The organism is Actinopolymorpha sp. B17G11 (assembly GCF_040196095.1).
Classification (GTDB): domain Bacteria; phylum Actinomycetota; class Actinomycetes; order Propionibacteriales; family Actinopolymorphaceae; genus Thermasporomyces.
Genome location: NZ_JBEFTW010000037.1, coordinates 50,078 through 63,250 on the forward strand (window position 1 = coordinate 50,078; position 13,173 = coordinate 63,250).

The window sequence follows — 13,173 nt, forward strand, 5'->3', positions numbered from 1 at the left end:
TTGCCCGCCACGCTTGACCGAGTCCGCATCCTTAACGACTGTGTGATCTTCCGAACATCGAACGCGCAGTTCGCGCACGTAGTCGGCCATGGGGACGCAGAGCGATCCAGCCGTGAGGTGAGTCGGCCGTCGGCAACCCCGCAGCTTCGAGCGGGACCGTCGACCAAGGGAGGTAAGCGCTCTCCAGCCGGGCTGACGACCGGGCGATGCACGCGGTCCACGCGGAAGGGACACGAACGAATGAAGGACACACGCCGGGTCACCAACCGCCCATTGTCCAGGCGGGCAGTACTTCATCGACTAGGGGACTCGACGATGCTGAGGATCAAACTCCGCTCTGCACTGTTGGCATTGAGTGCTCTCGCGGCAACCTTGACGGGGGTGGGAACTGCCGGAGCAACAGGTCCCGCGGCCGCACCGGAAACCGCCGCAGCGAAAGACGGCTGCGTGCGTACCGTAGATGTCACAGACACCACGGGCCTTCAGGCAGCGGTCGATGACGCACAGTCCGGCGACTGCATTGTGCTGGAGGACGGCACGTATGTGGCCTCGACGATCACGGCTACCGGCATACCGGGTTCGCCGGTACGCATCGTGGCCAGCAGCCGAGGCAAGGCAGTCTTCACCTCCGGAACGCTGGAACTCCGCGGGTCGGAGCACGTCGTTCTCGACGGAATGACGTGGACGAGCACAGGCAACGTTCGGATCGTCGACTGTCGGCGCTGCCGGATCACCAACTGGACCTTTCCGGAGCGACCGGGCGGTTCTGAGGTCGTCCATCTGACCGGCGACTACAACGAGCACAACCGGATCGACCACTCCGACTTCGGGCCGCGAGGGCAGGAGGGGCGCTTCATCATGGTGCATGGCACCAACCCGAACCTCGCGAAGCACACCCGGATCGACCACAACTACTTCCACGGAGTGGAGCCTGGGCCACAAGGTGGTGAGTGCATCGTGCTCGGTGGCGGCGGCGCGTGGGCGGACTACACCGACACCTACAGCATCGTCGAGCACAACCTCTTCGACGGCTGCGATGGTGACGCCGAGGTGATCTCGGTGAAGTCGTCGAGCAATGTCATCCGCCACAACACGGTCCGGTCCTCCAAAGGCATGATCGTGTTGCGGGCAGGCAACCGAAATGTCGTTCACCACAACACGATTCTCGGTGACGGCAAGGAAGGCTCCGGCGGAATCAGGTTCTACGAAGAGGACCACGAAATCTACGCCAACTATGTCGATACCGAAGGCGCCCCGCTAATTGTCGGCAACGGCACGCCGCGCGGCGAGGGATTCAGCAACGCCCAGGTCTTCCGGCCGAACATCTACCGAAACACCTTCATCGGACGTACGAACGGCGTACAGATCGGCGACCACCGGCCGCTGCCGCCGGTTGACATGACCTTCCGCCAGAACCTCGTGCGGGCTTACGCCGGCATGGGGATGGACATGCGGATCGAGCCGATCAATCCAATCTACAAAGACAACATCCTCCAGCTGCGCGGTACTGCCACCGCCGGGATCTCAGCGCCGCCGGAGTGGTTCCGGGTGATCGACCAGACCGGCTCGGTGCCAGCGACAGAAGCAGCGGACAGTGAGGATGCGGTAGCGACGGAAGCGACGAACAGCGAGGCCGGAGCGGCTGAACCGGCCGCCGGCGTAGCCGCACCGGCGCCGCTCTCGACAAGCGACGTGGGTCCGCGGGCGCGGGCGAAGCCTTTCGTCCATCCAGGTGTGCTCGTGAGCAGGGATCAGCTGAACTTCGTGCGGTCCAAGGTCGACGAGGGTGCCGAGCCGTGGGCGACGGCCTACGAGCAGATGCGGGCGAGCAAGTTCGCCTCGTTGGCGTGGGAGCCGCGCCCACGGGCGCTTGTCGAATGCGGGCCGTACTCCAATCCCAATCTGGGTTGCGTGGACGAGCGTGAGGACGCGCTTGCCGCGTATACCCATGGGCTGTTGTGGTACATCACCCGTGACGCCCGGCATGCGGAGAAGGCGATCGAGATCCTCGATGCCTGGTCAGCGGCTCTCGAAGGGCACACCGAGCACAACGCGCCGTTGCAGGCGGGCTGGTCGGGTGCGTCGTTCGCACGGGCTGGTGAGCTGATGAAGCACACCTACGGCGGCTGGCCGGCGGATCGGGTGGACCGCTTTGCCGGCATGCTTCGCGATGTGCACCTGCCGCAGGCGTTGGTCGACCGGCGGCCGAACTACAACGGCAACTGGGAGCTCATCATGTTGGACGCCGCGGTGGGGATCTCGGTGTTCCTCGACGATCGGGAGTCCTTCAACACCGCGGTCGACATCTGGAAGCGTCGGGTTCCGGCGTACTTCTATCTGGAGTCCGACGGTCCGCTGCCGGTGCCTCCACCGGATGGCACCAAAGACACGCCGGAAGAGCTGATCGCGTACTGGCAGGGGCAGGACACATTCGTCGACGGCCTGTCACAGGAGACCTGTCGGCGATTCCACTACGTCGGTTGGGGCATCGCCGCCACCGCCCACGTGGCCGAAACCGCGCGGATCCAGGGCCTCGGCCTCTATGGCGGTGTCAAGGAGCGGTTGACGAAGGCGATGGAGTTCCACGCGGCCTACGACCTGGGCGCCGAGATCCCCGACTGGCTCTGCTCCGGGACCGCGGACGTTGGTCTCGGGCCAACGCTCGAAGTTGCCTACAACCACTACAAGAACCGGGCCGCGGTCAACCTGCCGCTGACCGGTGACCTGATCGAAAGGGATCTGCGACCGACCGGGCCGAGCCACTTCCTCGGCTGGGAAACCCTCACCCACGCAGAGAATCCGACCGGACGCCGGTGATGGTGCTTGGCACCAGCACCAATCGGAATATTGAGAGGATTGCAATGACGCAAAGATTCTGGAGACGTCCGGCGGTTGCGGTGTGCGCCGCCCTAGCGCTGTGTGCGGGACTGCTCATCTCAGCTGCGCCGGCGCGGAGTGCAGCTGGGTTCCGTCACCCGGGTGTGCTCGTCACCGCTGCCCAACTGGAGTTCGTACGCGAGAAGGTCGCCGAGGGCGCCGAGCCCTGGGCTAGTGCGTTCGACGAGATGGCTGCGAGTGATCTGGCCTCCCTCGACCGTGAGGCCAATCCACGGGAGATCGTCGAGTGCGGGTCGAACTCCGAGCCCAACAACGGGTGTACCGATGAACGAGAGGATGCCCTCGCGGCCTATACGCAGGCGCTGCTGTGGAACCTCACGGGCGAGGAAGCCCACGCGCAGAAGGCGATCGAGATCCTCGACGCCTGGTCCGGGACGCTCAAAGACCACACCAACTCCAACGCGCCCTTGCAGGCGGGCTGGTCGGGTGCGTCGTTCGCACGGGCTGGTGAGCTGATGAAGCACACCTACGGCGGCTGGCCGGCGGATCGGGTGGACCGCTTTGCCGGCATGCTTCGCGATGTGCACCTGCCGCAGGTGTTGGTCGACCGGCGGCCGAACTACAACGGCAACTGGGAGCTCATCATGTTGGACGCCGCGGTGGGGATCTCGGTGTTCCTCGATGACAGGGAGTCCTTCAACACCGCGGTCGACATCTGGAAGCGTCGGGTTCCGGCGTACTTCTATCTCGAGTCTGACGGAGCGCTACCCGTGCCACCGCCGGATGGCAACAAGGGCACGCCAGAATCGATGATCGGCTACTGGCACGGCCAGGAGACATTCGTCGACGGCGTGTCGCAGGAGACCTGCAGGAACTTCGGCTACGTGGGCTGGGGCTTCGCCGCCACCGCCCACGTCGCCGAGACCGCTCGGCATCAGGGCATCGACCTGTACGGAGAGGTACGGGAGCGGGTCACCAAGGCGCTGGAGTTCCACGCCGGCTATGAGCTGGGTGAGCCGGTGCCGGACTGGCTGTGTGGCGGAACCAAGCAGCGCAGTATGGGTCCGACACTCGAGGTCGCCTACAACTACTACCACGGCTTGCACGGCATGGACCTCCCCAAGACCGGCGAATGGTTGGAGACGAGCGGCATCCGGCCGACGCACGCCAACTACTTCCTGGCCTGGGAGACGCTGACCCACGCCGGCAATCCGATCGGACAGCGCTGGGCGCCGGACCTAGGACCGGCACCGCCGGAGACGACGCTCCTGCTCGACCCGACGTCCAACCAGGTCGTCGAGCCAGGCGGCAGTGTCGAGGTCACCGCCACGTTCACTGTCGACGACAACAGCACCGTCGCCGTATCAGACGTGTTGGTCGCGGCCGAACTACCCGAGGGTTGGACCGTCGAAGGTGATCCCATCCGCCAGGAGAGGCTGGAGGTGGGTGAGACCGCCACGACGACGTGGACGGTCACTGCGCCGAGTGACGCTCCCGACGGACGTCTCACCATGCCGGTGCACGCGTCCTACCGGGCAGCTGATCCCAACCACGGCCGCGAGACCCATGAGCGCGACCGCCTGGCCCTGCTCGTGGTGACCAAACCAAACCTCGCGACAGCGAAGCCCGCCACCCAGTCCAGCATCGGCTTCGGCGGTGTGCCGGAGCGTGCGGTCGACGCCGACACCAACGGAAACTGGTCCGGCGGCTCGGTCACGCACACCACGTTCGAGGACCAGCCGTGGTGGCAGGTCGACCTTGGCGCGGTACATGAGATCGGCGAGATCGCGATCTGGAACCGCACGGACTGCTGCAGCGAGCGGCTGTCGGACTACCACGTCCTGGTGTCCGACGAGCCGTTCACCTCCGGCTCGCTTACCGACGTGCTGAATCAGCCAGCCGTCTGGAGTAGCCACCAAACCACACAGGCGGGTTCGCCGACACGGTTGGTGGACCTGAACCGTACCGGCCGCTACGTCCGCGTACAGCTCACCGGCAACAACGCCCTGTCTCTCGCCGAGGTCCAGGTCTTCGCGCCGTCCTCATGACCCAATCTCACGGGACAGCTGGGTGATCGTTGTCGTCCTCACTCGCCGGTCTGATCACGGAGTGCGTTCCGCCGCCACACGGCGGGCTCGGTGTTCCTCGCGAGATCAGCCAGCCGTCGCGCTGTGGTTAGGCGGTGTGTAGAGGCTGGGGCCTCTACACACCGCCTGGTGCGCACCCCACGCCGACAGCACGTCGCTTCGGCTCGGTTCCGGTGAAGGCGACACATTCATACCGAGCGGCACAGCATCGTCATCGTTGGCAGCCCAGTCTCGTGGCGGCTTTCAACCCGCCGCTCGCAGCAGCAACGCCTCCAGCTCTGCTCGCCTGGCATCCAGCTCAACGACCGCCTCTTCGTAGTCCGATCGAGCTTGTGCAGCCTTGTCGTCGATGCCGGGGCGGAGCGATTCGCCGTCGAGATACGTATCGCCGATGATCTGCCACAGCCGCGATAGCCGGTAGGCCGCAGCACCGCACTGCCGGGTCGCGTCCTTAACCTCGGCAAACTTGACCGTGAACTCCAACTCGTTGTCGCTCATTCAATGACCCCTTCCACCCCCTGGCGTAGATCCCGCCGGCTCATGTCGTCGGACATGCCGAGTACTCTCGGGTGGCCTGCCACTCGATGATCGTAATCGGCCCACATGGTCGGTCTCATCGACGTCGACCAGGTACCTTCCCGCGGCGCGCCAGGATGGACGGGCCCCTCTCCCCTGCGCAGGGCCTCGGGCCGGGTCGGTCTCGCGCCGCGCGCCGCTGCGGCCGCGTTGCTGGCGAAGACTTGGCCGAACCCAGCTGTACGGATTGTCCCCGTTGCGCAACCGAACCGTGGCGTTGATCATTTCTCTACAGAGGGACAAGGGAGATGACATGCGTGAGGACCCGGCGCTCGATGACGCCACGCGGGTCGATCTGCTGCGAATGATGGTCCTGCTCAGGACGTTCTATGAAGGGATCCGGCGGGAGGCCGAGGCGGTGGGCGCATCGCAAGCGGGCAAACCACGCCTCGCAGGAGGGAGCGGGCGTCCGTCCCCAGCGGGTGAACCGCCTCGCCGCGGCGGCATGCGTGTCAGCCTGCTCGGGTGCGAGCCGATGGCGGCCGGGTTCGGCGTACACCTGAGACTGGACGATTCCGTCACTTCGCCGCGGCAGCCGCATTACCTTGCGATCGCCCGCGGGATCGACCTGCGCTGCGTTGTGAACGAGGCGATCGGGGCCACCCACGGCCATCAGCAGCCGGACGATTCCGACAATGGGGAGCGGCAGACGGTTCCCGGCCTCCGGATGTCTGGTACGGGCGCGGAAGGCGCCGGGTATCTTCCTGCTCTGGGCCGGGCGCTCGCCTACCAGCACCGGGGCTCGGACCGCGTGGCGGTCGCGATCCTCGGCCAGACCATCGCGACCGAAGACGGATTCCGGTCGGCCATCCAGCTTGCCGGTCTGTGGAAACTGCCGGTCGTCTTCGTCCTGTGCACAGACCGCCTGGTCGCAGCACCGGAGCCTGGCGGTGATCCGATCGGCGGGGACGCGGCCGGCTACGGCATCCCGACCGTCCGGGTGCCCAGCGTCGCGGTAGAGGCCGCGTGCACGGCCGCCGGTCGTGCCGTTCGCCGGGCGAGGTCTGGCAAGGGCCCTACGCTCGTCGAGGTGCAAACGATGTGGGCCGGACCATCCGGCAGCGCGTCCAGCCAGGAGGAGGTCGAGGACCCTCTCACCAGTTATGAGCGGGCAATGCGCGGGCGTGGGCTCGTCAACGACGAACTCATGGCGCAAATCCGCGCGGAGGCGACCTACCTGATCAGCGACTCCCTGCGCCAAGTCGTCAACAGCCACCGCGAAGGTCCCAACAGCTGTCCACTCTGTGCACAGAAGGCGGCCTCCTGAGCCCGGACTGCATCACCGCCGCGAGCCGCAGTTCGTCCCTGGGTTACGGCAATGTTCATGGGTGTGCTCGGCCACGCCCGCACCTATGACGACATGCGCCGGATCGTGTCCACGGTGATGGACTCCGTTCCCTCTGGCAGCTACCTCATCCTCTGGGACGGCACCACCGACAGCCAGCGACGCCGACCTCGGCGAGACACGACCCATCTCGGCCTACTGCAGCGGCTCCCAGGTCGAGAAGTCATTGAACAAGGGCAACCGGCACCTCCAGCCATTCAAGGGACTTCACGTAGGTGAACCTTGCCGCGTACCGATCTGGACGACGGAGCGGTGCTCTCGGGTGCAGCCGCGAACGGCATCAACCATGCCAGCCTGTTGCGGGCCGTAGCCGAACAGGCACCGGGATGACCTTGCCAGACGTCGATCCGAGGCTCCTGGCTTGGGTGTGACGGTTCAGTGAACCCTGAATTTCGCAGTCCAGTCGGCGTTGACATGATCGGCCTGTCGACGGTGCCCGATCACCAGTTGCTGGTCCGGCGGAAGGCGGAGGCCGAGATAGTCGAGCACTTTGTGTGCAGTGCGTAGCGGGTCCGCCGCCAACTCCTCATAGACAACCTGATGCGGCACGATGCCGTGGGCGTCGAACCAGAGGGCCCAGTCCGCCTCGAACTTCTCGATTGCGGCGACCAGCCGGCCAATCAGTTCTTCGTCATAGTGAGGATGTTGACCTCCGGGTTTGACGTCCTCGTCCGGATGCCAATAGTGGGTTTGCAGCGCCTTGGCCCACGACACCGCCTGGGCCACGACATCACGTCGTCGCAGGTGAACGAATCTGAGCCGACCGAACTGGGCGCTCAACAGCTCCACATCGGTCACCGCTGATCCAGAATCGGCGGCGGCAAGGTCACCGATCAGTTCCGGCAGCGTCTCGGCCATGATCCTTCCGCCGAAGACGCCGTTGGATGTCCTGCCGGCGGCGAGCGCCGCTCGAACGTACGCTTCGTCGATCCGTCCGTCACGAGGTCGATCGATCCGCCAGTCGTCGGCGTAGTCATGCAGACCGCGACGGTTGAAGTAGGAGGCGGGGCGGCCGGCGACTCCGGACGACTTCAGCAGTCCGCACAGCAGGGTACTTCCAGTGCGTGGCGTCGCGCAGATCAGGTACGAATCGAAGCCTGGATGGGTCACAGCGGTCAACGCTAACCAGACGCCGAGCCGCACCCCAACCGAATTTCCGCAGGACGATCCCGTCTCGTCATCAATCGGTGCGGGTCACCATCAACCAGCTGACCTGGATGTCCGGTGCCCTGGTGGGGGCGATGTCCACGACGATCTCGCCATCGTCGCCGACTGAGATGTTCGCGTACTCTCCCGTGGTGTAGTCGCTCGTGAAGAGCCGCTCCTCGTCGACGACGGTGCCGTTGATGCTGACCTGTGCGGCGCGGTTGGCCCATGGCCATGGATCCCAGTATCCGGCGTGGACGGTGTAGGTTCCGCGATCCAACCCCGTGAAGGTGTACGTGAGTGGCTCTTTGTCCTTGGCCCACCTGAGGGTGTTGTAGAGGTCGCCTGCAGCGCCGCCGTATGTCCCGCTCGAACCGGTGTAGCCCCACGTTGTGCCGGTACCAGGATCGGCACCGACAGCCTGCTCCGGCGTGGAGTTGAGGAGACCTGCTTCGGACGAGCCGGCATCGGCGAGGAGCTGCCAGTCAGCCGTTGCGGCTCCGCCGGCATTCACGACGTACCGCAGGCCGTGGGGTACGACGACAACGTCCCTGGTGAAGGTGCGGCCGTCGTCAAGGGTGCCCCGCAGCTTGGTCGGGCCCGGCTGCGCCACCGTGGACGGATCCCACGAGACGGGGTGGGTCGTCGTGACGCCGGCCTGACTGACCTGGACTTGCGTCGGCAGCGTGCTGGTGTCGCGGAGCCAGACGTGGTCCGGCATGGGCGTGGTCACGGTCCAGTGCTGGTACGGCTGGAGGTCACCCAGTTGCCACTCGGCGTCCGGGCCGATGGTCAGAGTTCCGTTCTCACCGAAGCTCATCGGCATCCACACGTACGGGGACGTTGCCAGCGTGCTCGGGGTCCAGCGGTCGCCCATGAAGATGAACTTGTTCTGCTGCCGGTCGTACGGAATCACGTTGGTGCTCTGCGATCGGTAGGTGTCACCGGCACCTGGCCCGGAGATGGGGTTGCCGCGGTCGGTCCAGGTGCCGAGAATCTCGGTCGCCGTCGCGTAGCGCGCAGGGTTCGGATCCCAACCCGTAGCTCCCGACGTCACCAGGTAGTACCTGCCCTCTGACTTGAACATCGCCGGCGCCTCACGCTGGTTGCACGCGAGAGTACGCACAAAGTCCTTGCCCTGCACCGCAGTCTCCGGTGGTGCCGACAGGTAGGTGTATGCCGCATTGAGCTTGGAGATGTACATCGTCCGGTTCTCCTCGGACGAGTAGATGATGTAACCGATGCCGTCGTCGTCGACGAACAGCGTCATGTCGCGTGCCATCCCACCGGCGGGATCGAAGGCGGGACTGCTGCCGCACCATGGCACCGAGTCGCTGGGAACGCGGTTCAGCCGGTACGACCCGAGCCACCGGAAGGGACCCTTCGGGGAGTTCGCGATGGCGACCCCGGCCTCAGCGCGGGCATACGTCGAAGTGCTGGTGGCCGACGACGGCCCGTCGGAGTGGACCCACATGACCCACTTCCCCGTGGCCTTGTTGTAGATCACCTTCGGCCGCTCGAGGATCGAGGGTCTGGCCCACCCATCGGTTCGTTCCAGATTCGTGGACAGGTCGCGCCACACGATCTCGCGTTGCTCGGCGGTGTAGTCCTTGTAGAGATGCGCGAAGTACTTGTCGTTCGTGAACTGGTCCTGGGAGCTCAAGGTGCGCAGGGCCAAGCCGTTGTCCTTCCAGTTGTAGAGGTCGTGGGAGGAGTACAGGTGGATGCCCGGGCTGTCGAAGTAACCGTTGCTACGGTCCTCGCCGTACCAGTACCAGATGCGCTTCCCGTCATCGTCCACGGCCTGGAGGACCTGTCCGCCGTGAGCCTGGATGACCTTGCCATCGGTGTCACGCCACTCCGCCCCGGGGCGGAAGGAGGTAGAGGGAGTGCCTGCCTGGCGGTCAGCCACCGGGTCGCTCGTCATGGCCGATGCCGCAACTGCTGTCGGAGGTAGCAGAGTGACCACTCCTAGAAGGACGGCCGCCCGAAGCGCACCACGGGTTCGGTAGTGGTGGTGCGGTCGCGTACCGAGGGCCATGGCCCCCTCCTTCGAGTGGATGAACAAGCTCACGCGGCACGACATGCATCCCCTGGGCGAGCTGGTACACGAGGCGATGTACGCTCCCGCGGCGAGCCGCGGCGGCCCCGACGGACTTCGGGTGACGCTTCCGCTAACAGGTGAACAAAGGCTTGCCGTGAGGGACGCCGCGATCAAGCCTGGCGACCGTCATCGGTCAGGACACACAGCCAGCCGGTGTCGGACACATCGTTGTCGATTGACAGGCCGGTCACCAGACTTTCGCCAGGTGTCCAACGAAGTCTCACGCAAACCACGACCATGACGCCGGAGAGACACAGTGATCAGGCGACGGACAACCCGGGACATCAGGTTGGCGAACCGATTCGGTGTGCTCCGCGAAGTGATCGCGGGCAGGCCGATCTCGCGACAGGAGATCGCTGCCAACACCGGGTTGAGCCTCGCGACGGTGTCGACGCTGATCGGGGAACTGCTCAACTTCGGTGTCGTCGCGGAGACAGGCGTCGCAGACTCTGGCGGCGGCCGTCCACGCGGCCTGGTCACGGTCAACCGTGCGGACGCTCGGCTTGTCGGCGTGGACATTGCGGAGACCTACGTCCACACCGAGCTGTTCAACCTGGGACTTGACGTGATCGCCACCGAAGAGGAGGAGGTGCGGCCAAGCGAAACAGACCCTGGCCAGATCGTCAGACATGTCGTGTCGGGCGTGCGCTCGGTACTCTCCGGCGTCGCGGCCGAGACCGTCCTCGGCGTGGGCGTGAGCGTGCCTGGCCAGGTCCAGCGCGAGAGCGGAGTGTCCGTCTTCGCACCGAACTGGGACTGGCACGACGTACCTCTGCAGACACTTCTCTCCCAGCACCTGGACCTGCCCCTGCATCTCGACAACCCGCTCAAGGCGAGCACGGCTGCCGAGCTGTGGTTCGGCGCCGGCAAGAGCCGCGACAACGTTGTCGTGGTGACGCTGGGCACCGGTGTCGGGGCCGGTATCGCGGTGGACGGATCGCTCTACCGCGGCGAAACCAACAGCGCCGGCGAGTGGGGTCACACCACACTCGTCCTCGGCGGGCGCCCTTGTCACTGCGGTGCAAACGGATGCGTCGAGACCTATGTCGGGGCGCCCGGAATCATGCAACATCTACGTGAGCTCGATCCGCGCAGCCCACTTCTGCACCCGCACGACCAGACCGCGACCATCGACTCGCTCGCGTACGCGCTGAAGATCGGCGATCAGGTCGCCGTAAAGACGGTGAGGGAGACCGCACGTTACCTCGGCGCGGCCGTCGCCTGCCTGATCAATCTCCTGAACCCCGGCGTGGTGGTCCTGAGCGGCTGGGTCGCGGCAAGGCTAGGTAGCCCACTCCTGGATGAGATCCGCGACGTCCTGACCCGGCATACGCTGCAACGCCCCCTACGTGCCGTCGAGATCGAGCTGTCACCCCTCGCCAGCAACCCCGTCAGTCTCGGCGCCGCCACCTTCGCACTCGAAGCCATGCTTGCGGCACCACATCGGCTCCCCTGGTCTCGAGGTCGAGCGCACCCCGGCCAAGGTGCGCTGGCCCGACACACCCTGAACGGATGAAGGCCATATCCCTGTGACAACGCAGCCAATCCAGATCATGCGGCGTCCAAGGCGTCGCGCTGGAGGATCGGAGATCTTGTGAGAACGACTCTTTGGCGCCTCACCTTCGCAACGCTCTCGATGATGGCCGTGGCGGCAGCCTCGGCAGTTTCCGCAGCGGCGTCGCCGTCCACCGGACCCGCCGGCACGGCTGAGTTTCGCGGCGTCAACTGGGCGGACCCGCGGGACAACTTCGCCGCCGACGAGGTTGTTCCGTCCGGCCTGAGTGTCGGAGACGATTACGCCTCCACGTACCACAAGGCCTCGGGCATCGTGCGGGAGTTCCGCCACGAGCTGAGGGCCAACACGATCCGGCTGCCGATCAACCCGTCAAGTGTCGGGACCGACTGGTGGGAGTCGTACCAGGGCGCCATCGACGCCTCGATCGACAACGGCTTCAAGGTGATCCTGAGCTACTGGGAGGCGAACAACGCCAGGGACGGCCGGGTCGACGACCCAGAGGCCTTCCGCGCCATGTGGGACACGGTCGTCGACACGTACGGCAAGAACCCGCGGGTGTACCTCGAGCCGATGAACGAGCCATTCGGCTACTCGCTCGACGAGTGGGTGTCCCTCACCTCATCGTGGCTCGCGCTGCACAGCGAAGTGCCACGGGGCCGGATCGTCATCTCGGGCACCGGATACAACGACAACGTGACCGGTGTGGGCGCGGCGCCCGAGCTGGAGGGCACCCTGCTCTCGCTGCACTTCTACGGGTTCTGGGCCGACCACACGACCGAGGAGGAGTGGCTGGCGAACCTGCTGCCTCGCATCGGTGACTACGGCTGGCGCACGATCATCGACGAAGCCGGCTCGCCGATGACGATCGGCCTGAACTACGGCAATCACGAGGGCAATGTCTCCACGTCGTACCTCGGCGCACTCACCGAGACGGCGCGCGGACAGGGCATGGGCATCGTCTACTGGCCGGGCCTGCGCGACGGCGACTCGTACTCGATGACCACGCTGGTCGGCGAGGGTGACCTGGAGGTCAACAGCGTGAGCGGCCTGGCGCAACTGCAGTGGGGCTGGGGCCTGCTCAAGGAGGAGCCGTTGAACGATCTGCCGCCGTCGCCTCCAGGTGAGCCGCTGCGAGGTGTGGCCAGCGGCCGCTGCGTCGACGTACCGGGCTGGTCGACGACGAACGGCACGGCCGTGAATCTGTGGGACTGCAACGGCGGTGGCAATCAGTCCTGGAACTGGACCGCCGACAAGCAGTTGACGATCTACGGCAGCAAGTGCATGACGATCGGCGGCGACGGATCCAGCGCGGGCAGCCCGGTCATCATCACCGACTGCACGGGTGCGCCCAACCAGGCCTGGGAACTCCACGACGACCTGTCGATCACAAGCATCGGCTATCCCGACCTCTGCCTGGACGCCGCCGGTGCCGGAACGGGCAACGGGACACGGATCGACGTCTGGTACTGCAACGGGGAAACCAACCAGCAGTGGACCCGCTCATAACTGCCGGAGGCTCCGCGAAATGTCTGTCCGGTCGGGTCACGTCTTCGGCCTCGTT

At 65.6% G+C, this 13,173-nt stretch carries 8 protein-coding genes; 5 read left to right on the plus strand and 3 right to left on the minus strand.

The genetic code is table 11. The features are described from left to right. Window positions 1-447: 447 nt before the first annotated feature. Window positions 448-2,817: a chondroitinase-B domain-containing protein gene (locus tag ABN028_RS28745; RefSeq protein WP_349698779.1), complete on the plus strand. Its 2,370-nt coding sequence runs from the start codon at window positions 448-450 to the stop codon at window positions 2,815-2,817. Window positions 2,818-2,981: 164 nt separating this feature from the next. After that, on the plus strand, window positions 2,982-4,886 hold the full coding sequence (locus tag ABN028_RS28750) for a galactose-binding domain-containing protein (protein ID WP_349698780.1): 1,905 nt from the start codon (window positions 2,982-2,984) through the stop codon (window positions 4,884-4,886). A gap of 282 nt (window positions 4,887-5,168) precedes the next feature. Here the strand turns inward: ABN028_RS28750 and ABN028_RS28755 are convergent, their stop codons facing one another. Then, the gene (locus tag ABN028_RS28755; protein ID WP_349698781.1) at window positions 5,169-5,423 is read right to left on the minus strand and encodes a hypothetical protein; all 255 of its coding nucleotides are present in this window, start codon (window positions 5,421-5,423) and stop codon (window positions 5,169-5,171) included. A 331-nt stretch (window positions 5,424-5,754) separates the two neighbouring features. On the opposite strand from ABN028_RS28755, the gene ABN028_RS28760 reads away from it, so the two are divergent. Next, window positions 5,755-6,768, plus strand: coding sequence for a thiamine pyrophosphate-dependent enzyme (locus ABN028_RS28760; RefSeq protein ID WP_349698782.1), 1,014 nt, complete (start codon window positions 5,755-5,757; stop codon window positions 6,766-6,768). Between the two features lie 453 nt (window positions 6,769-7,221). Here the strand turns inward: ABN028_RS28760 and ABN028_RS28765 are convergent, their stop codons facing one another. Then, window positions 7,222-7,989, minus strand: coding sequence for a Stf0 family sulfotransferase (locus tag ABN028_RS28765; RefSeq protein WP_349698783.1), 768 nt, complete (start codon window positions 7,987-7,989; stop codon window positions 7,222-7,224). 37 nt (window positions 7,990-8,026) lie between these two features. Then, window positions 8,027-10,033: a glycoside hydrolase family 43 protein gene (locus ABN028_RS28770; protein ID WP_349698784.1), complete on the minus strand. Its 2,007-nt coding sequence runs from the start codon at window positions 10,031-10,033 to the stop codon at window positions 8,027-8,029. Window positions 10,034-10,385: 352 nt separating this feature from the next. Here ABN028_RS28770 and ABN028_RS28775 point away from each other — a divergent pair, with 352 nt between their 5' ends. Together ABN028_RS28775 and ABN028_RS28780 are read left to right on the plus strand one after the other, a co-directional pair. Next, a complete protein-coding gene (locus ABN028_RS28775; RefSeq protein ID WP_349698785.1) occupies window positions 10,386-11,612 on the plus strand; it encodes an ROK family transcriptional regulator in 1,227 nt (408 codons plus the stop codon). A 78-nt stretch (window positions 11,613-11,690) separates the two neighbouring features. Then, window positions 11,691-13,118: a ricin-type beta-trefoil lectin domain protein gene (locus tag ABN028_RS28780; protein WP_349698786.1), complete on the plus strand. Its 1,428-nt coding sequence runs from the start codon at window positions 11,691-11,693 to the stop codon at window positions 13,116-13,118. Window positions 13,119-13,173: the final 55 nt, after the last annotated feature.

What these genes read in the sequence shown, in the direction of transcription:
- ABN028_RS28755 (WP_349698781.1), bottom strand. Translation starts at nt 5,423, where the DNA reads ATGAGCGACAACGAGTTGGAGTTCACGGTCAAGTTTGCCGAGGTTAAG.
- ABN028_RS28760 (WP_349698782.1), top strand. Translation starts at nt 5,755, where the DNA reads ATGCGTGAGGACCCGGCGCTCGATGACGCCACGCGGGTCGATCTGCTG.
- ABN028_RS28770 (WP_349698784.1), bottom strand. Translation starts at nt 10,033, where the DNA reads ATGGCCCTCGGTACGCGACCGCACCACCACTACCGAACCCGTGGTGCG.